Raw genomic sequence first — 19932 nt, 5'->3', positions numbered from 1 at the left:
AAAATGAGTATATACTAACTCACGGGTGAATAATGGTAGTTGCAAATTTAGCGGCAGGTCATACAACTTCACCGACTGTAACTTAGCCGATGGGTTTTAGGCTTCGACGGTATCGGTGTTTCGGGAGCGAGGCTCGGAACCGACCTTTCCGTCCGGCGTTGAGCGGCGAAGTTTTCACGCGAAAGGATGCGGTGTCTCGGGTTGGACGGCATGATGGCCGTTCGGAATGGAGGTTGCAATGCATGCACAGGTTGTTCGGCGTCCTGTCAATCCAGAGCAGCTGTCCTTGCTTCAGCAGGTGTTCGATGCCGCTTGTGCGCAGCACCAGATCAGCAAGGCAAGCCCGGATGGCGAGGCATTGGCGCTGATTCTCGTCAATTCGCTGCAGAAGGGCATGAGCGAGAAGGAGGCCCTGGCCTCGCTGGCGGAAGCCCTGGCGCAGGCGCGCTGATGCCTGCCGCTGTCGCGGATGCGTTTTTCGCGCGGCCTGAGTCTCTCCCGGCCGGCGGCGACCGGCTGTTTTTCGGCATTAGATGCGCGTCTGTCTGGCGCGCGTCCTGCCGTTGCGTGATGTCCCGATCCTGACCCTGCCAGAAGCGCCGGTGTCGCGCCGGCGGAACCGAACGCCTTCTTTGCCGTTGATTGGTCTGCGGACCATCAGCACCCTCCGTTTCCAGGAGCGGTCGCAAGCAAGGAGATTTCCATGGCAGATTCCGAAGGCATGAACCAGGCCCAGGCCCACGCCGGGCGCGCAGGTGATGAATCGAGTGCGGCTGTGCGCGCCGAACTGTCGGCCCTGCAGGCCGAAGTGGCGAGCATCCGCGACAAGCTCTCCGAATTCAGCGCGGAAACCTATGAGGTGATGCGCGAACGTGCCGGCACCGCGGCAGCCTATGTGCATGAGGAAACCGCTTCGGTCGCAGGCGCCATCCGCGAACATCCGGCAACGGCCACCACGCTGATGACGCTGATCGGCGGGATCGGCTTCGCCATCGGCTATCTGGTGGCTTCCACGTCACTGGAGCAGAAGCAGGCCTGGTATCGCCGCTATTACTGAGCGGGCGCGTCGGCGGGGGGCTGGCAGACATCAACCCAGGTTCCCGCGACCAGGTCGGCCATGCGTTCCGGCGTGATGCGGACTGCGGCATTGATGGCCCCGGCGGCGGGAACCACCTGCGCATGGCGCTGCAGCGATGCGTCGAGGTAGATCGGCAGCGGCTGCGGCAGTCCGAAGGGGCAGACGCCGCCCACCGGGTGGCTGGTCTGCTCGACCACTTCCTCGGCACCCAGCATGCGCGGCTTGGTGCCGAACCGGTCGCGGAACTTGCGATTGTCCAGCCGGCTTGTGCCGGACGCCACGATGAGGATGACGCTGTCGCCGGCACGAAGGCAGATCGTCTTGGCGATCTGGTCCGGATCGACGCCATGCGCCTCGGCGGCGAGTGCCACGGTGGCGGAGCTTTGCTCGGTCTCGATGACGGAAATGTCCGCAGCGTGGGTGGCGAAGAAGTCTTTGACGGATTGCAGGCTCATGCGCGCAGCCTAGCGGTATGGCGAAAGCGGGGCAAGCGGTCCGCCGAAGATATGCGAAAAATGCAATGCTGCACTGCGATATGTTGGCTGTTTTTTAATCGGGGATGGAGTATTCTCCAATCATCGAACGGCGACCTCCTCCTCCCAACGTCGTTTGATGGGACTGGCAACACCTCCTCCTCCCGGTTGCCGGTCAGTTTCAGAAGCCTGGCGCTCCTCCTCCCGCGCCAGGCTTCTTTCATTTCAGGCATTCGTCATACAGCAGGAATTCCGGGCCTTTCGACGTGCCGGGGCGGGTCCGTTGCGTCCGCGGCGGCAATCATGTCGCGCCCTGCGGTCTTGACACTGCACCCCTGCCGACGTTACCTGAGGCGCATCGATATTTGTTTGACGAGCGGCACGACGCGCTGACGGCGCAAGAGACCTTTCCTGCAAATTCGACATTCCGCGCTCTTCGCGTTCTCGCGAGGGGCAAGTCAACGTTGCGAGCGAAAGGACTTCGTAATGGCTACTGGTACTGTAAAGTGGTTCAACGCCACCAAGGGTTTTGGCTTCATCCAGCCGGATGACGGCGCCCAGGACGTTTTCGTGCACATCTCCGCCGTCGAGCGCGCTGGCATGTCCGGCCTCAAGGACGGTCAGAAGATCGCCTACGAACTGGTCACCGACAAGCGTTCGGGCCGCGTTTCTGCCGACCACCTCAAGGCTGCCTGATCAGGCCTCCTTATCGGCATTTTTGCGAGAATTCTGGATGGCGCCCTTGCAATCGCGGGGCGCCATTCCCATTTCAGGATCAAGCGGCGTGATGATCGATGTCGGCAGCAGCAGGCTGCACCGTCCATCAGCAGAGGCGAATATCTTTACCGGATATTAACCGAAGCGAGAGACGATGAGACATCAGCGGCGGTTCAGACCGTCGCGATCGACATGCCACCCCGTTTCGTGGCTGACCACGGATGTACTGGCAGGACTGGAACGGGAAGGAAAGGTCGGGTTGCTCCCGGCCTTTTTGCTTTTCAGGGCCTCCCGTCTGCATTGCAGCGGGAGGCCCTTTTGCTTTACCGCGAATCAGAGGGCGTCCAGGATGCGGATCCAGGAGCGGATGCCCTTGTGGAACGAGGTGAGATCGTACTTCTCGTTGGGCGAATGGATGCGGTCGTCGATCAGGCCGTAGCCGACCAGCAGCGAATCCATGCCGAGATAGGTCTGGAAATCGCCGACGATCGGGATCGAGCCACCCATGCCGACGACGACGGCAGGCTTCGGCCATTCATCGGAAAGCGCCGTCTTTGCCTTGGTCAGCACGGGCGAATCATAGGCCAGCTGGATGGCGGGCGAGGCGCCGTGCTCGTGGAAGTCGACGCGGCAGTCGGCCGGCAGCTTCGAGCGCACATAGGCGCGGAAGCTCTCGCGGATCCTGGACGGGTCCTGCGTGCCGACAAGGCGGAACGAGACCTTGGCGGACGCCTTGGCTGCAATCACCGTCTTGAAGCCTTCGCCGGTATAGCCGCCCCAGATGCCGTTCACCTCGCAGGTCGGGCGTGCCCAGGTCAGTTCCAGCACGGAGCGCCCCTTTTCGCCGGAGGGTTCCGACAGACCCACCTCGCCGAGGAAGCTCTTCGCGTCGCGTCCGAGCGTCGCCCAGCTGGCCCTGATGTTTTCCGGCGTTTCCTCGACGCCATCATAGAAGCCCTCCAGCGTCACGCGGCCGGTCTCGTCACGCAGGCCCGCCAGGATATCGGCCAGGATGTGGATCGGATTGGCGGCCGCCCCGCCGAACAGGCCGGAATGCAGGTCGCGGTCGGCGGCGGTGATCGTCAGTTCCTCGCCGACCAGCCCGCGCAGGGTCGCAGCGATTGCCGGCGTTTCCCCGTCCCACATGCTGGTGTCGCAGACCAGTGCATATTCGGCCTTCAGTTCTTCCCGGTTGGCCTCCAGGAAGGGCTTCAGCGAGGGCGAGCCGGATTCCTCCTCGCCCTCGAACAGGATGGTGATCTTGACCGGCAGTGCGCCGTTGACGTCCTTGTAGGCGCGGCAGGCCTCCACGAAGGTCAGCAACTGGCCCTTGTCGTCGGAGGTGCCGCGGCCGGTCACCACCTTGCGACCGTTGCCGAGGTCCTTGATCTTCGGGTCGAAGGGGTCGCTTTCCCACAGATCCAGCGGATCGACGGGCTGTACGTCGTAATGGCCGTAGAACAGCACATGCGGCGCATCGGCGCGGCCGGCCGCGTGATGCGCCACCACCATCGGATGGCCGGGGGTGTCGCGCACCGAGGCATCGAAGCCCAGTTCGGTCAGCGCAGCCACAAGCCATTCGGCGGCCTTGCGGCAATCGGCCCTGTAGGCGGGATCGGTCGAGATGGAGGGAATGCGCACCAGGTCGAACAGCCGCTCCAGGCTGGCGGGAAGGTTGCTGTCGGCCCGGGCGAGAACGGAGGAGAGATCGGTCATTGCGAAGACTGCCTTGCGGGGAGGAAAATGCGAAGGCCGTCAGGTTAGCGGTTATTCCGCCCCGAGGGAACCACCGGCGGCCGCTTTGTCAGCCTGTGCCGTCTCCGCAGGCTGCCTGCCGACGCCCTTGTCCCGACCGTCATCCGGCGCCCGGTCCATGCGCCGGGCATTGGCGATCGCCATGCGCATGTATTCCAGCAGCAGTTCGCGCTCGAAGCGGCGGAAGCCTGAAAAGATCTCGTCATCGGCGCAGGCGGCAGCATCGGTCGCCGTCGCCTCCAGCGCGCGGCCGTGCGGCGTCAGCCGCACGATCTGGGCGCGCCGGTCGGCCGGATGGGGGCTTCGTGCGACCAGTCCGTCGCGCTCCATGCGGGCGAGTGTATTGGCAAGCGTCGCCTGCTCGATGTCCAGCCGGTCGAGAAGCTGGCGCTGGGTCAGCCCATCCTCCTGCCACAGCGCCAGAAGCACAGGAAACTGACCGGGCGAGAAACCGAGACTGGCAGCGCGCCTCTGCAGGGCACGCGACAGACCCTTGGCCAGCTGGCTGGCCAGATACAGTGCCGAATCCGCGCGCTCGAAGCCCATGCAACCGACAGCCTTTCACCCTGCTGTTGCCGATGCGACCGATGGACCCCTGCCGGAGCGCGAGAACGGGAGCGGGCAGGGCATCCCCGGAAGCACCGGGATCTGCAGCAGATACAGGGTATATAGCAGGATATTCTTTGCCGGCGGGCTTGGCAACAGAGGGGCTGCGCCAGGAAAACGCCCGGCCCCAACGCAAACCGCCACGGCCAGAGGGGGATGGCCGTGGCGGATTATGGGAGGACAAAGGCCCGGAGAGGGGGATAAGGCCTTTGTCCGGTCTGACGCGGCGGGGGACAAGCCTGCAATCAGACGGCGGCGTGATCAGTGCCGTGCCTGAGAGATGGCTGTCACATTGCGGCTTTTCAAGGGAAGCCGGCATGACGGCCCGGTCACGTTGCGGTGAGGGGCGCGTCAGAGAAAGAACCCGGTCAGCCGCGCCGGCTTCGCCAGGTCAGCAGGATCTGCAGCGGTGCCGCCAGCAGGATGAAGATGGCAAACATCAGAACCTGGCGCAGCGGGTCGGCCGCGGCCTCCGGCGTGACGATCAGCACGAAGAAGGCGCCCGTCAGGATCGCGGAAAGGATCTGGTACTCCACCTCGCTCACCCAGTTGCGCGCCTTGTCGTCATCGCCGGAAAAGCAGCTGCGAAGCCCCTTCAGCGCCAGGGGAAAGAGAAGGGCGATCAGTATCTTGTGAAAGGTCATGGCTCCGGAATCGCCTTCCCAGCGGCACAGCAGGCCGACAAGGAGGGCAAGGGCGGCGGGTGTGGCATAGGCGGCGGCAATATCGCGTGGCGTCATGGGCTTGGGTTCCGGCGCGGGGACTGGTCCTTTTTTATCGAGGCCGCAGCCTGCCCGCAATGGACCTTTGGCCTGCATCGCGCTATCCATCGCCCATGAAAAAAGGCGATCATCTCTTCCTCGTGGACGGTTCCGGCTTCATCTTCCGCGCCTTCCATGCCCTTCCCCCGCTGACGCGCAAGAGCGACGGCCTGCCGGTCGGCGCCGTGTCCGGCTTCTGCAACATGCTGTGGAAGCTGCTCACCAATGCGCGCGACACCCATGTGGGCGTCACGCCGACGCATTTCGCCGTGATCTTCGATTATTCATCGAAGACCTTCCGCAAGGATCTCTATCCGGAATACAAGGCGAACCGCTCGGCGCCGCCGGAGGAACTGGTGCCGCAGTTCGGCCTGATCCGCCAGGCGACGCGGGCCTTCAACCTTCCCTGCATCGAGACGGACGGCTTCGAGGCCGATGACATCATCGCCACCTATGCGCGGGCGGCCGAGGCGATCGGCGCCGATGTCACCATCATTTCCTCCGACAAGGATCTGATGCAGCTGGTGACCCCCAACGTCCACATGTACGACAGCATGAAGGACAAGCAGATCGGCATTCCCGATGTCATCGAGAAATGGGGTGTGCCGCCGGAAAAGATGATCGACCTGCAGGCCATGGTCGGCGATTCCGTCGACAACGTGCCGGGCATTCCCGGCATCGGGCCGAAGACGGCGGCCCAGCTGCTGGAGGAATTCGGCGATCTCGACACGCTGCTTGCCCGCGCCTCCGAGATCAAGCAGGTCAAGCGACGCGAGAACATCCTGGCCAATGCCGAACTGGCGCGGCTGTCGCGCCAGCTGGTGGCGCTGCGTACCGATGTGCCGCTCGAGCTTGGCCTCGATGCGCTGGTGCTCGAAAAGCAGGACGGGCCGAAGCTGGTCGCCTTCCTGAAGGCGATGGAATTCGGAACGCTGACGCGTCGCGTGGCGGAAGCCTGCGACTGCGATGCCGGCGCAATCGATCCGGCGGAGGTGCCGGTGGAATGGGGCGCGGCCGCGCGCGGTCCGGATCTTGATCCGGGCGCTGCGGACATGCCGGCGACCGACGCCGTGCCGGCCGCCTCTGCCGCCGCCGGCACGAGCGTTCCGGACAAGGCCGAGGGCGCGCGTGCCGCAGACCTTGCGAGCGCCCGTCACGAGGCCTTTCTCGGCAAGCCCATCGATCATGCCGCCTATGTCACGATCCGTGATCTGGACACGCTGAAAAGCTGGATCGCCGCCGCGCGCGAGACGGGCTTCGTTGCCTTCGATTCGGAAACCACCTCGCTCGATCCGATGCAGGCGGATCTGGTCGGCATTTCGCTGGCGGTTCAGGACAATGCGGCCTCTCCCGCCTCATCCTCCATCCGCGCCGCCTATCTGCCGCTTGGCCACAAGGCGGGCGGCGACGACCTGTTCAGCGACGGTGTGAAGCTGGTCGAGGGGCAGGTGCCGATGGCCGAAGCGCTGGCACTCCTCAAGGATCTGCTGGAAGACCCGTCCGTCCTGAAGGTCGCGCAGAACCTGAAATATGATTATCTCGTCATGAAGCGGCACGGCATCCGCATGGCCGGCTTCGACGATACGATGCTGATCTCCTACGTGCTGGAGGCCGGTGTCGGCGCGCATGGCATGGATGCGCTCTCCGAGCGCTGGCTCGGCCACACGCCGATCGCCTACAAGGACGTGGCAGGCTCCGGAAAATCCGCCGTCACCTTCGATCGGGTGGAGATCGACAGGGCGACCGCCTATGCGGCGGAAGATGCCGATGTGACGCTGCGGCTCTGGCTGGTGCTGAAGCCGCGGCTGGTCGCGGAAGGTCTCGCCCGCGTCTATGAGCGGCTGGAGCGGCCGCTGGTGCCGGTTCTGGCGCATATGGAAGAGCGCGGCATCACCATCGACCGCCAGATCCTCTCCCGCCTCTCCGGCGAACTGGCACAGAAGGCCGCAAGCTTCGAGGACGAGATCTACCAGCTTGCCGGCGAGCGTTTTAATATCGGCTCGCCGAAACAGCTCGGCGACATCCTGTTCGGCAAGATGGGCCTGCCCGGCGGCTCGAAGACGAAGACCGGGCAATGGTCCACCTCCGCGCAGGTGCTGGAGGATCTGGCGGCGCAAGGCATCGAACTGCCACGCAAGATCGTCGACTGGCGCCAGCTCACCAAGCTGAAGAGCACCTATACGGATGCGTTGCCCTCCTATGTGCATCCTCAGACCAAGCGCGTGCACACCAGCTATTCGCTGGCCTCCACCAGCACGGGGCGGCTGTCCTCCTCCGAACCGAACCTGCAGAACATTCCGGTGCGCAATGCCGAGGGCCGCAAGATCCGCACCGCCTTCATCGCGACGCCCGGCCACAAGCTGCTTTCTGCCGACTACAGCCAGATCGAACTTCGCGTTCTCGCGCATGTCGCCGACATTCCGCAGCTGCGTCAGGCTTTTGCGGATGGGATCGACATTCATGCGATGACCGCCTCGGAAATGTTCGGCGTGCCGGTGGAAGGTATGCCTTCGGAGGTGCGCCGCCGCGCCAAGGCGATCAATTTCGGCATCATCTACGGCATTTCCGCCTTCGGTCTTGCCAACCAGCTCGGCATCGAGCGCTCGGAAGCCGGCGATTACATCAAGAAGTATTTCGAACGCTTCCCCGGCATTCGCGACTACATGGAAAGCACCAAGGCCTTTGCCCGCGAGCATGGCTATGTGGAGACCATCTTCGGGCGTCGCGCACATTATCCGGAGATCAAGTCGTCGAACCCGTCTGTACGCGCCTTCAACGAGCGCGCGGCGATCAACGCACCCATTCAGGGCTCGGCCGCCGACATCATCCGCCGGGCCATGGTGCAGGTCGAGCCGGCGCTGGCCGGTGCCGGGCTTGCCGAGCGGGTGCGCATGCTGCTGCAGGTGCATGACGAGCTGATCTTCGAGGTGGAGGACGAGGCGATCGAGGCGGCCATGCCCGTGATTGTCTCCACCATGGAACATGCCGCCATGCCGGCGCTGGCCATGCGGGTGCCGCTGAAGGTGGATGCACGCGCGGCCCACAACTGGGACGAAGCGCATTGATGACTGCCGGCCTGCGGGGCCCGTCCCGGGCGCCGGCACGTCAGGCGCAAGCCGCAGTGGGCAAGTCAGGGGACGGCCAATGGCGCCCGCCTCAGTTCGGGCGCGAAGGATAGAGCGAGGCAAGCGCCGTGCCGACCAGGCCCATGGCATAATCGCGCGCCGATCTCTTGCAATTGGGGGAAAAGCCAAGTTCGCCGCACCGATGGTCCACCGTCTCGAGGATCAGCTGCATCAGGCTGTTGGCTTGTGCCCGGTCGGCCGTATCGGACGTGTCCATGACCATGGCAAGCGCCGACATGGTGACGATTTCCAGAACGACCAAGCGTGCCTCCAGCACCGCAATCGCATCATCTGTCGCCATGTCCCGGATCGTGGCCTGCTGCATCTGGTCTCCTTCCATGCCCGTACTCTATGCAAGGGCGAATAACCGTTTCTCCTCGCCAAGTCTATCGGTTCCGCGAAGGGTGCGCTACTCCGTCATTTCATGGAAGTTTCAGAATTTCCGCAAGAATATCGACAAGTTTCTTTCCGGCACGCTCAATGCTGTCACTGTTGTCGATCGTCAGGACACGGTAATCACCGACGACGGACAGTTCGGCGCGCTGCAATCTAGCCAGAATATCGTCCCGTGTTTCTCTGCCGCGCGCCTCCAGACGCTCGGCCAGGATCTCCGGGCGGGCGGTGATGTTGATCACCAGCAGGTTCCTGTAGGCCGCGCGGAAGTGCGGCAGCGCGGAGCGGGACCCGTTGGCGACCAGCACCATGCCGGCGGCAAGCTCCTCCTGCGTGCGGCGTGGAATGCCGTAATGCAGCCCGTGCGCCGTCCAGGATACGGCAAAGCCGCCGGCCTGCTCCATCGCCGCGAAGGCCTCGGGGCTCATCCCCTCGTGATCCTCGCCGCCGGCATCGGCCGGGCGGGTGATGCAGCGGCGCACGAAGCGAAGGCGCGGCTCGCCGCGAAAATGGGCTGCGGCAAAGGCCATCAGCGTGTCCTTGCCGGCGCCGCTCGGCCCGACCACGACGGCCATTGTGCCGCCTTCGGCCGGACTGGCAGGGGCTTCGGGAGCCGGCGGCTGCAGGGTCCTGTCCATCACGCCACCCGCCGTCCTGCGCGCCAGACCGAGCGGCTGACGGGCACGCCTTCCATGCGATGGACCCGCACCAGATCGGCGCGCAAGCCCGGTGCGATACGGCCGCGGTCGGAAAGGCCGACCGTGCGGGCAGGGGTCGCGCTCACCATGGCAATGGCCTGGGGCAAAGAGAGGCTCTCGATGCTGTCGGCCAGGATGAAGGGCGCATGCAGCAGGCTGAGCGGTACGTAGTCGGAGGAGAGAACGTCGAGCACGCCGAGATCGGCGAGATCGCGGGCGGCGATGTTGCCGGAATGCGACTTGCCGCGCACCACGTTCGGCGCACCCATCAGCACGCTCATGCCCGCCGCATGCGAGGCGCGCGCCGCCTCCAGGCTGGTCGGAAACTCCGCCAGCCGCACGCCATGGCCCCTGGCTTCCTCCACATGTGCGAGCGTTGCGTCGTCATGGCTTGCCACGGTGATGCCAAGCTCGGCGCAGCGTGCCGCCAGCTGGTCGCGATGGCGGGCCGAATAGCGGTCGGAAGCCTCCATCCTCAGCTTCATGAAGGCCTCGAAGGCCTCGTCCGTCATGCCGCGCTTCTTCTTGTAGAAGAAAATGTACTGCTCCAGCGACTGAAACTGGCGCTGCCCGGGAGCGTGGTCCATCAGCGAGGCGAGCCGCACGCGCGGGTCGCCCTCGAAATCGGAAAACTGGTCGATCACGTCGGCGCAGGGCACCTCGCAGCGCAGGTGGATCAGGTGCTCGGCCCGCAGCCGGCCCGCCGTCTCGGCCGCCTCGATCGCATCGGCAAGCCGTCGCATCTCGCCGCGCGGAAAGCCGCTGTCCTCGTCGGAGCCGAGACGCAGGCAGTCGAAGACCGTGGTGATGCCGGAGGTGGCGATCTGCGCATCATGTGCTTGGATGGCGGCGGTCGTATCCCAGCGCACGCCGGGGCGCGGCGAATAATGCTGTTCCAGATGGTCGGTGTGCAGTTCGACAAGGCCGGGAATGAGGAAATCGCCGTCGAGATCCTCGCCGATGGCCAGCACCCCTTCCGAAATGTCGGCGATCTGTCCGCCAACGATCTGGACGGCGCCTTCGACAATGCTGTCTTCGAGGACGATGCGGGCGTTCTTCAGGACAAGTTCCTGGCTCATGCGAGGTTCCTTTCGGCGTTCGGCGTGCCGCCAAGGGGGGCATGTCGGTCAATATGGAAGGGGGCGCCCCGTTCCGGCTCCACGAAGAGGCCGAGATGGGCAATGGCAAGCGGGCGTTCGGTGAAGGCGGAGAAACGGGCTTCGAGCAGTGCGCGCAGGCGCGGGCGCGCCTCTTCCGGCACCGGGCCAGTCAGCGTCATGTGAAAGCGGAATTCCTCGAACACGTAAGGATAGCCCCAGGCATCAAGATGGGCCCGCTGGCGCTCCGTCAGCCGCTCCGGCCGGCGTCTGGCCATATCCTCCGGCGAAAGCGGTGCGCGGAACGGTTCGAAGACGCGGGTGATCGCGGCGCAGAGGTCGTCGACCGCCTGCGAATCTCCGTCCGGCACCAGCGCGAAGAAAGGACCGATCTCCGCCAGGCACAGCTTGGGGATCGTCACGGCCGGGGTCGTCCTGCAGAAGGCATCGAAGGCGTCGGCCAACTCGTCCGCCGTTTTGCCGGCCCTGAGCGAAAAGGGCGCCTTCAGCGTGGCATGGAAGCCATAGCGGCGCGGTTCCGCCGTCAGCGCCTGCCATTCCTCAAGCGGAAGGCCGGCATCGGCGGGCGGCGTGATGCCGTCTTGCGAAAAGGCATCGCGGCCCAGCCAGAGGGCGGCGGCACGGTTCAGCGGATCATCCTGGGGCGGAGCGAAATAGACGGCATGGCGCATGAGAGGGAGACTCACCCGTGGCTGGTGACAAGAAGAAGCCCTCTAGCCGAAAGCCATGACGCAACGATGTCAAGCGCCGACATTCTCCGAACGGTTTCGTGCAACCCTTTGTGCCGCTCATGCATTGAGGGCGCGAGACAAGATACACCACGGGAGAATTCGCATGGAACCCGGCATCCTCATCGGTACCTTCCTCTCGGTGCTCACCGCCAGCGGCCTGATCAGCGCCTACTGGTACGGGCGCTGACGCTGCCTGATCCTCCATTGAAAAAGGCGCCGCCGGAGGCCGGCAGCGCCCTGAAGCGGATTGCGGCGAAGGCGCTCAGTGGGCGCCGGACATGTCGCCCAGAACGTCCTTGGACGCGACGGTCGAATCGGCGTTCAGCTTGTAGACCATCGGCACGCCGGTCGCGAGGTTGAGCTTCAGGATCTCTTCCTTCGACAACCGGTCGAGCACCATCACCAGCGAGCGCAGCGAATTGCCGTGGGCGGCCACCAGAACCGTTTCGCCCCGGAGCACGCGCGGCAGGATCTCCGTCATGAAATAGGGCCAGACGCGGGCGCCGGTATCGCGCAGCGATTCCCCGCCGGGCGGCGGCACGTCATAGGAGCGGCGCCAGATATGCACCTGCTCCTCGCCCCACTTTTCGCGTGCATCGTCCTTGTTGAGGCCGGAGAGGTCGCCATAGTCACGCTCGTTGAGGGCCTGGTCGCGAACGGTTTCCAGATCGGGCTGACCGACCTTCTCCAGCACGATGCGGCAGGTTTCCTGCGCGCGCTTCAGCGCCGAGGTGAAGGCGATGTCGAACTTGATGCCGTAATCGGCCAGCGCCTGGCCGCCGGTCTCGGCTTCCTTGACGCCGAGCTCGGTCAGTTCCGGATCCTTCCAGCCGGTGAAAAGGTTCTTCAGGTTCCAGTCGCTCTGCCCGTGGCGAACGAGGACGAGGGTTCCGCTCATGTATGCCTCCAGTAAGGGATCAAGGGATCAATGGGACAGCCCGAGCACGTCGAGCATGGAAAACAGGCCGGGCTTCTGATGACGCGCCCAGAGAGCGGCGGCCACCGCGCCGCGGGCAAAGATCGAGCGGTCGAGCGCGGAGTGGGAAAGGGTGACAAGTTCGCCCTCACCGGCAAAGATCGCCGAATGCTCGCCGACGACGGAGCCGCCGCGCAGCGTGGCAAAGCCGATCGATCCGGTCGGACGCGCACCGGTATGGCCGTCGCGCACGCGCACCGACTGCGATTTCAGATCGATGCCGCGACCCAGGGCGGCGGCTTCGCCCAACAGGAGTGCCGTGCCGGAGGGGGCATCCACCTTGTGCTTGTGGTGCATTTCGAGGATCTCGATATCCCAGCCGGCAGCAGGCAGGGCCTTCGCCGCCTGTTCCACCAGCACGCCGAGCAGGTTGACCCCGAGACTCATGTTGCCGGACTTGACGATGCGCGCATGGCGGGCGGCGGCGGCAATGCTTGCCTCGTCCGCCTCGCTGCAGCCCGTGGTGCCGATGACATGCACGATGCGGGCCTGGGCGGCGAGCCCGGCAAATTCCACCGTGCCGGCCGGCGAGGTGAAGTCGATCACGCCATCGGCATGCAGGAAGGCCTGCAGCGGATCGCTCGTCACCGGCACACCCAGCGTTCCTGCTCCTGCCAGCTCTCCGGCATCCCTGCCGATGAAGGCGGAGCCCTCCCGCTCGATGGCGGCATGCAACACGACGCCCGGCGTTTCCCTGATGACGCGGATGATGGTCTGGCCCATCCGTCCGGCGGCGCCCACGACCACCAGCTTCATGTCATGCTCGCTCATGCGGAATTACGGCTCCATGTCCTTGCGAAATGTCTGATCGGAACGGCGTGCGAAAGACCCTCGTCAGACGGGGGTCTGGAGATTGTTGAGGCGAGCGTAAAGCCCGTCCGGGCGACGCGCAAGGCTCTCGTGGTTGCCTTCTTCCACCACGCGGCCCTCGGCCATCACCACGATCTTGTCGGCCTTGACGATGGTGGAGAGGCGATGGGCGACGACGACGACGGTACGGCCCTTCATCGCGGTTTCCAGCGCCTTCTGCACCGCCGCTTCCGATTCGTTGTCCAGCGCGGATGTCGCCTCGTCGAGCAGCAGGATCGGCGCCTGGCGTACCAGAGCGCGGGCGATCGACAGCCGCTGGCGCTGGCCGCCGGACAGCGTCACGCCGTTTTCGCCGACGGGGGTGTCGTAGCCCTGCGGCTGGGCGATGATAAAATCATGGGCATGGGCCAGCCGCGCGGCCTCCTCGACCTCGGCATCGCTGGCTTCCGGGCGCCCGTAGCGGATGTTGTCGCGAATGGTGCCCTCGAACAGATAGGGCTGCTGCGAGACATAGGCGAGGTGGCGGCGCAGCGACGCCTTCGTCACCTGCGCAATGTCCTGGCCGTCGATAAGAATGGCGCCCTCGGCCGGATCGTAGAAGCGCGGAATGAGGGAAATGATGGTCGACTTGCCGGCGCCGGAAGGCCCGACCAGTGCCGTCGTCTGTCCTCCTTCGGCCACGATGTCCACCTGCTTCAGGATTGCATCGCCTTCGCCGTAGCGGAAGGTGACGCCCTTCAGTTCGACCTTGGCCTCGCTCACCGCGAGGTCCGGCGCGCCGGGGCGCTCGCGCTGCTGCGGCTGCAGGTCGAGAAGGGCGTAGATCATGCGGGCATTCACCACCGCGCGCTCCATCTGCACCTGCAGCTTGGCAAGGCGGCGGGCCGGATCATAGGCCATCAGCAGGGCGGCAACGAAGGCGAAGAAGGCACCGGGCGGCACGCCGTCATAAATGGAGCGGAAGGCGGCATAGCCGACGACGCTGGAGATGGACAGGCCGGCAAAGGTTTCGGTCAGCGGCGAGGTGCGCTCCGTCAGGCGGGCGATGCGGTTCGCCCGGTTTTCCGAGGCGTTGATGATGCCGTTCACCTTGCGGCTCAACTCCTCTTCCATCGTGAAGGCCTTGACGATGGAGATGCCCTGGATGGTTTCCTGCATGGCGCCGACGACGTGGCTGTTCAGTTCCACCGACTCGCGGGTGGCGCTGCGCAGGCGCTTCGAGACATAGCGTAGCGCATAGAGCAGCGGCGGTGCGACGCCGAACACGATCAGCGACAGCACCGGGTCCTTGCTGACCATCACGAAGATGAGGGCGATCAGCGTCAGGAAGTCGCGCGCGGTCGAGGTGACGGTGAGGTTCAGCACGTCGCGGATGCCGTTGACGTTCTGGCTGATCTGGGCGGCGAGATGGGCCGAGCGCGATTCGCTGTAGAAGCCGACCGACAGTTTCATCAGATGGGTGTAGAGCCGCTTCTGGTACTGCGCGACGATGTTGTTGCCAATCTTCGACAGCGTCACCGCCTGTCCATAGGTGGCAAGACCGCGCAGCACGAAGGCGATGAAGATTGCGCCGCAGATGACCCAGACGAGATCGGCCCGCTTGTTGGCGAAGGCCTCGTTGACCACCGATTCCATGATCCAGGCGGTAAAGGCGGTGGAGAGCGCAACGACCACGAGACAGATGATGGCGAAGATGTAGCCACGCACATGTTCACGGCCATTTTCGGCGATGATGCGTTTCAGCACGCTGGTCAGCGTGCTGGAATCGAGGTGTGCGTTGCGCTTGTTTGCTGCTTCGGCTGCTTCCAACAGGATGGTCCCATCATAGAACGCGGCAATATTTTCGTCCGCGACGCGGTCTTAACCAGTCGCGACATGCTTGGCTAGCACCCGCCCGCGATTCCGGGTTCCTGTTGCATTCGCGCCTTGGCGGGTGCCGTCTGGCTCAGCCGCGCCAGCGACGCCCGTCGGTCGAGATGCCGAAATGGCCGGGGGTGCGGGCAAAGGAGGCAAGGCCTGCCAGTGCTGCCTGCGGATGGGTCACCACGAAGGTCGGGATATGCCGCATCAGGGCCGTGTGCGGTGCCTTGTCCTCGAAGGCGGCGCGGAATTCAGGGCGCTTGAGGGCCGGCACGATCTTCTGCGAAATGCCGCCGGCCAGATAGACGCCGCCCTTGGCCATCATCACCAGCGCCATGTCGCCGGCCACGCGGCCGAGATAGGTGACGAACAGCACCAGCGTTTCGGCCGCCTGGGCGTTTTCGCCGGACAATCCATGCGCGGTAATGTCTGCCGGTACGGAAAAGGCGGGCTCCACCCCGTCGGCGGCACAGACGGCGCGATAGAGGTTCACCAGGCCGCGGCCGCAGAGGATCTGCTCGGCCGAAACGCGGCCCTCGATGCGTTCCACATGCGGGAACACCTGCTCGTCACGGGCCGTCCGTGGGCCGAGATCGACATGGCCGCCTTCGCCGGGCACCGGAAACCACATGTCGCGGGCATGGACCAGGCCGGCAACGCCCAGCCCGGTGCCTGGTCCCAACACCACGCGGGAAGCCAGCGGGGCGGAGGAGACGGTGCCGACCGTTTCGCGCGCCTCTTCCGGCAGCGTGGCAACCGCCAGCGCCTGTGCCTCGAAATCGTTGATCACCAGCACGTCGCCGAAGCCGAGATCGCCGATCAGGATCTTCGGCCGGACGACCCAGTCGCAATTGGTGAGCGGAATTTCGTCGCCCTCGATCGGCCCGGCAATGGCCAGGATCGCCGAGCGCGGCTGGATCGACGTCTTGTCCAGCACATCCTTCTGGATGGCGTCCTCGATCGTCGGGAAGTCGGCGGTGCGGATGTTGGGAAACTGCAGCGGCTCGGCGAAGGCGTCCGTCAGGATCCAGAACCGCGCATTGGTGCCGCCGATGTCGCCGATCAGGATCGGAAAGGCGGGCTTGTCAGTGTCCAGCGTTCTTGCCATCACAAAGGTTCCGTAGTTGCGGCCGCTCATCGGCCCGCTCGCGCCAAGGTTTCACCCGCGGTTTTAGCGGTGGTCTTACTGGAAATCGATCAGCTTTTCCGCCGTGGCGCGGTTGAGGGCCATCGGAATGTCGTAGACGGTGGCGAGGCGCGTCAGCGCCTTGACGTCCACGTCATGCGGCAGCGGCGTCAGCGGATCGGTGAAGAAAATGAGCATCGACACTTCGCCGGTGGCGATCATCGCGCCGATCTGCTGGTCGCCGCCAAGCGGACCGCTCTTCAGCCGCGTCACGTCGAGACCCGGCGCCGCTTCCAGCACGCGCCCGCCGGTCGTGCCGGTCGCCACGATGCGGAACCCCGACAGGGCTGCCTCGTGCTGCTTGGCAAAGGCGGCCATCTCGTCCTTCTTCTGGTCATGCGCGATGAGTGCGATGCAGGGTCTGTCCGCCACGGGCCTATCCTTGGATGTTCCTCTCAAGGCCGGTTTCTATACCGAACAGGGGGCGCAAGAAAAGGGTTTAAAACGATTTATATGCCGATCATCGGCCGCATCAGCCATGGCTGTCGCGCCTCTGCCGCAAGGCGGTGCCACGCGCTATTCCAGTGGCCTTGCGCGCGGCATGGGAATGTCGGCAGACGGGGCGGGGCCGTCCGCATCATCGGCCACCGGCGCACCCGGTACGGGCGCCACGGCGGCTCTCGGGGCAAGCCCGGCTGCGGCCGGTGCCGACAGCAGCGCGGCGCAGGCACGCGGCAGATCCGAGACCATCACAGGCCGCGGCGGTGCCGGCGGCTTCTTCTTCGGGTCGGGCTTGGCCCACGGTTCGTCGGTGAACCACCAGGCGAGCGACTTGTCGCAGCCATCGCCGGCCGCCACCGGCGCCTGCGCCTTGCAACTGGCAAGGCCGGGCGGGCAGGTCAGGCGGATGTGAAAATGCTCGTCATGGCCATACATCGGCCGCACCTTGCCGAGCAGCGCGCGGTCGCCTGTCCAGCTTTCGCATAGCTTCTTCTTGATCGCCGGATTGACGAAGATGCGCTCCACCTGCGGATAGCTCGCCGCTGTCATCACGAGCCGCGCGGCGGTCGGCGTGAACTTGCGGCTGTCGACGGTCAGGAACCGGCTCTTGTCCAGCATCGAGGTGAAGGGCAGCGTTTCCCGCTGCTGGCGTGTCAGCCGCTGTTCCGGCATCGGCGTGAACCAGACATCCACATCGAGCCCGATCTGGTGCGAGGCGTGCCCGAAGGCCATCGGTCCGCCACGCGGCTGCGACATGTCGCCGACGAGGATGCCATTGCCCCAGCCGATGCGCGCCGCATCCTCCGACAGCCGCTCCAGCAGGGCCACAGTCTGCGGCATGCCCCAGTGGCGGTTGCGTGACAGACGCATGGCCTGCCAGTGCGGCCCGTCGTCGCCGAGCGCCACGGCCCCGGAAATGCAGCCCTTGGCATAGGAGCCGATCGGCGTGGGTGTGCCGCCACTCGGGGCGGAAACCGCACCGAAGGCCTTCTTGGCCTCCTGATCGGCAAAGGCGGCGGAGGGCAGCGCCAGCGAGGCAACCAGGAGCGTGGCGGTGGCCATGCGGGGCAATGAGGTGGAGAAAATCGGCATCGGGTCCTGGCATTGTCGCGGCAGCGGAGACGGTCCGCCGGTTCTGGCCCGATTTTAGACTGATTTGGGCCGATGGTGAATCCTCAACCGATGACGGTGGCGCGAACATGGCGTTCGCCCCGCCTGCTCGTCAAAAGCTTGTGAGGGCCGGCAGGCTGTACTCTCGCGAGCTTTGCCTTATGCTTCCTGCCAACAACGAAAAAGAAAGGGGTCTTTGAATGCTCTTGGCGCGCATCCGGAAGACATGTCTTGTTCTTGCCTGTGCCGCGGCGGCGCTTGTGCCCATGGCTGCCGCTGCCGAGGAGCAGACCTGGCATCATGCGATCGGCACACTGGAGCCGCCCAGGCTGCCGCCGGATTTCCAGCAGCTTCCCTATGTCAATGCCAAGGCGCCGAAGCAGGGCGAGCTCAGGCTTGCCGACGAAGGCACCTATGACAACTTCAACCCGCTGGTGGACAAGGGCAATCCGGCCTCCGGCACGACCCTGATCTTCGATACGCTGCTCACCTCCTCCGAGGACGAGATCGGCGTGCGCTATGGCCTGCTGGCGGAGGCCATGACCTGGCCGGACGACCGCTCCTCCGTCACCTTCCGCCTGCGCGCGCAAGCGAAATGGGCGGATGGCGCGCCCGTGACGCCGGAAGACGTGGTGTTCAGCTTCGAGAGCGCCAAGGCCAACAGCAATCTGCTCGCCAATTACTACCGCCACGTCACCGCGGCGGAGAAGACCGGCGAGCGGGAGGTGACCTTCCGCTTCGATGAAAAGAACAACAAGGAGCTGCCGGCCATCGTCGGCGAGTTTCCCATCCTGCCGAAGCACTGGTACGAGGCCAAGGATGCAGAGGGCAAGCCGCGCGACATTTCCAAGGCCAGCCTCGAGCCGCCGCTGGGCTCCGGCCCCTACCGGATCGCCTCCTTCCAGGCGGGCTCCACCATCCGCTACGAGTTGCGTGACGATTACTGGGGCAAGGACCTGCCGATCAATGTCGGCCAGAACAATTTTCGAGTGATCAGCTATACCTATTTTGCTGACAGCGACGTGGAATTCGAAGCCTTCAGGGCGGGCAACATCGACTACCGGCAGGAGACCAGTTCGAGCCGCTGGGCAACGCGTTACGACTTCGATGCGGTGAAGGATGGTCGCATCAAGCGCGAGGCTCTGCGCAACGAATTCCGCGCCCGCGGCGTGATGCAGGCCTATGTGCCGAACCTCAGGCGGGACCAGTTCAAGGATGCGCGCGTGCGCGAGGCGCTGAACTATGCCTATGATTTCGAGGACCTGAACAAGAACCTCGCCTATGGCGGGCTGAAGCGCGTCGACAGTTTCTTCTGGGGCACCGATCTTGCATCCTCCGGCCTGCCGCAGGGCAAGGAACTGGAGATCCTGAACGGACTGAAGGACAAGGTGCCGGCCCGCGTCTTCACCGAACCCTATGCGAATCCGGTGAACGGCGATCCGCAGAAGGTGCGCGACAACCTGCGCAAGGCGATCGCCTTGTTCAAGGAGGCGGGCTGGGAGCTCAAGGGCAACCGCATGGTCAACGTCAAGACCGGCCAGCCGATGCGTTTCGAGATCCTTCTGAGCAGTCCGTCGATGGAGCGCACCGTGCTGCCCTATGTGGCGAGCCTCAAGAAGATCGGCATCGACGCCAGCATCCGCACGGTGGATTCCTCGCAATATGTCAACCGGGTGCGCAATTTCGACTTCGACATGATCTTCGGCGTCTGGGCCCAGACGATGGACCCCGGCAACGATCAGCTCGTCTACTGGGGATCGGCCGCCGCCAGCCAGCCGGGTTCGATGAATTATGGCGGCATTGCCGATCCTGCCGTGGATGCGCTGATCCGCCTCATCATCCAGGCGCCGACGCGGGAAGATCAGGTGGCGGCGGTGCATGCGCTGGACCGGGTGCTGCTCGCCAATCACTTCGTCATCCCGATGTTCTATTCCGGCGAAACGAAGATCGCCTACTGGACAAAGCTCGCCCATCCGGAGCCGCTTCCGGAATACGGCATCGGCTTTCCCGCGCTCTGGTGGGCCAAGGATGCGCAATGAACTGCCAAAATGCTTGTGCGACGGGGCCGGGGCGGGCCACATAGGGCCATGCTGA

At 64.7% G+C, this 19932-nt stretch carries 18 protein-coding genes and 1 pseudogene; 5 read left to right on the top strand and 14 right to left on the bottom strand.

Going from position 1 to position 19932, the window contains the following annotated elements:
• The first annotated feature begins 286 nt into the window (after positions 1–286).
• Entirely contained in the window at positions 287–451 is a 165-nt protein-coding gene (locus KLP42_RS16575; RefSeq protein ID WP_215568062.1) for a hypothetical protein, read from the top strand.
• Between the two features lie 252 nt (positions 452–703).
• Positions 704–1057 carry a hypothetical protein gene (locus KLP42_RS16570; RefSeq protein WP_215568061.1) on the top strand — a complete coding sequence of 118 codons (354 nt, stop codon included), beginning with the start codon at positions 704–706 and terminating at the stop codon, positions 1055–1057.
• Here KLP42_RS16570 and KLP42_RS16565 read toward each other — a convergent pair.
• Positions 1051–1533, bottom strand: a complete 483-nt coding sequence (locus KLP42_RS16565) for a YbaK/EbsC family protein (protein ID WP_215568060.1) — start codon at positions 1531–1533, stop codon at positions 1051–1053. The two genes, KLP42_RS16570 and KLP42_RS16565, sit on opposite strands and share 7 nt — an antisense overlap.
• 504 nt (positions 1534–2037) lie before the next feature.
• Between KLP42_RS16565 and KLP42_RS16560 the strand changes: the two genes are divergently transcribed.
• Entirely contained in the window at positions 2038–2247 is a 210-nt protein-coding gene (locus KLP42_RS16560; protein WP_215568059.1) for a cold-shock protein, read from the top strand.
• Between the two features lie 354 nt (positions 2248–2601).
• On the opposite strand, the gene KLP42_RS16555 is transcribed toward KLP42_RS16560, so the two are convergent.
• The 3 genes and pseudogenes from KLP42_RS16555 to KLP42_RS16545 form a co-directional block, all read right to left on the bottom strand.
• Positions 2602–3984, bottom strand: coding sequence for a dipeptidase (locus KLP42_RS16555; RefSeq protein WP_215568058.1), 1383 nt, complete (start codon positions 3982–3984; stop codon positions 2602–2604).
• A 159-nt stretch (positions 3985–4143) separates the two neighbouring features.
• Positions 4144–4569: pseudogene (locus tag KLP42_RS16550) on the bottom strand (MarR family winged helix-turn-helix transcriptional regulator); the annotation flags it as partial.
• 428 nt (positions 4570–4997) lie between these two features.
• A complete protein-coding gene (locus KLP42_RS16545) occupies positions 4998–5369 on the bottom strand; it encodes a hypothetical protein (protein ID WP_215568056.1) in 372 nt (123 codons plus the stop codon).
• 95 nt (positions 5370–5464) lie between these two features.
• On the opposite strand from KLP42_RS16545, the gene polA reads away from it, so the two are divergent.
• Positions 5465–8455: a DNA polymerase I gene (polA, locus tag KLP42_RS16540; protein WP_215568055.1), complete on the top strand. Its 2991-nt coding sequence runs from the start codon at positions 5465–5467 to the stop codon at positions 8453–8455.
• 91 nt (positions 8456–8546) lie between these two features.
• On the opposite strand, the gene KLP42_RS16535 is transcribed toward polA, so the two are convergent.
• The 10 genes from KLP42_RS16535 to mepA form a co-directional block, all read right to left on the bottom strand.
• On the bottom strand, positions 8547–8840 hold the full coding sequence (locus tag KLP42_RS16535; RefSeq protein ID WP_215568054.1) for a hypothetical protein: 294 nt from the start codon (positions 8838–8840) through the stop codon (positions 8547–8549).
• A gap of 97 nt (positions 8841–8937) precedes the next feature.
• Positions 8938–9546 carry a phosphonate metabolism protein/1,5-bisphosphokinase (PRPP-forming) PhnN gene (gene phnN / locus KLP42_RS16530; RefSeq protein WP_215568160.1) on the bottom strand — a complete coding sequence of 203 codons (609 nt, stop codon included), beginning with the start codon at positions 9544–9546 and terminating at the stop codon, positions 8938–8940.
• Positions 9546–10685 carry an alpha-D-ribose 1-methylphosphonate 5-triphosphate diphosphatase gene (locus KLP42_RS16525; RefSeq protein WP_215568053.1) on the bottom strand — a complete coding sequence of 380 codons (1140 nt, stop codon included), beginning with the start codon at positions 10683–10685 and terminating at the stop codon, positions 9546–9548. The genes phnN and KLP42_RS16525 overlap by 1 nt, the downstream gene beginning before the upstream one ends.
• Positions 10682–11395 (bottom strand): DUF1045 domain-containing protein, encoded by a 714-nt coding sequence (locus KLP42_RS16520; RefSeq protein WP_215568052.1) that lies wholly within the window; start codon positions 11393–11395, stop codon positions 10682–10684. Before KLP42_RS16520 ends, KLP42_RS16525 begins: the two co-directional genes overlap by 4 nt.
• A gap of 322 nt (positions 11396–11717) precedes the next feature.
• A complete protein-coding gene (locus KLP42_RS16515; RefSeq protein WP_215568051.1) occupies positions 11718–12353 on the bottom strand; it encodes a 2,3-bisphosphoglycerate-dependent phosphoglycerate mutase in 636 nt (211 codons plus the stop codon).
• 27 nt (positions 12354–12380) lie between these two features.
• Positions 12381–13202, bottom strand: a complete 822-nt coding sequence (dapB, locus tag KLP42_RS16510; protein ID WP_215568050.1) for a 4-hydroxy-tetrahydrodipicolinate reductase — start codon at positions 13200–13202, stop codon at positions 12381–12383.
• Between the two features lie 63 nt (positions 13203–13265).
• The gene (locus KLP42_RS16505; protein WP_215568049.1) at positions 13266–15050 is read right to left on the bottom strand and encodes an ABC transporter ATP-binding protein; all 1785 of its coding nucleotides are present in this window, start codon (positions 15048–15050) and stop codon (positions 13266–13268) included.
• Positions 15051–15186: 136 nt separating this feature from the next.
• Complete coding sequence (locus tag KLP42_RS16500; protein WP_215568048.1) at positions 15187–16209, bottom strand: glucokinase; 1023 nt, start codon at positions 16207–16209, stop codon at positions 15187–15189.
• A gap of 75 nt (positions 16210–16284) precedes the next feature.
• Positions 16285–16659 (bottom strand): methylglyoxal synthase, encoded by a 375-nt coding sequence (locus KLP42_RS16495; protein WP_215568047.1) that lies wholly within the window; start codon positions 16657–16659, stop codon positions 16285–16287.
• Positions 16660–16803: 144 nt separating this feature from the next.
• The gene (mepA, locus tag KLP42_RS16490; RefSeq protein WP_215568046.1) at positions 16804–17820 is read right to left on the bottom strand and encodes a penicillin-insensitive murein endopeptidase; all 1017 of its coding nucleotides are present in this window, start codon (positions 17818–17820) and stop codon (positions 16804–16806) included.
• Between the two features lie 218 nt (positions 17821–18038).
• On the opposite strand from mepA, the gene KLP42_RS16485 reads away from it, so the two are divergent.
• Positions 18039–19877, top strand: coding sequence for an extracellular solute-binding protein (locus KLP42_RS16485; RefSeq protein WP_215568045.1), 1839 nt, complete (start codon positions 18039–18041; stop codon positions 19875–19877).
• Positions 19878–19932: the final 55 nt, after the last annotated feature.

The sequence above is a fragment of the Rhizobium sp. CSW-27 genome (assembly GCF_018760785.1).
Lineage (GTDB): Bacteria > Pseudomonadota > Alphaproteobacteria > Rhizobiales > Rhizobiaceae > Neorhizobium.
This window is presented reverse-complemented; position numbering and strand designations above follow the sequence as displayed.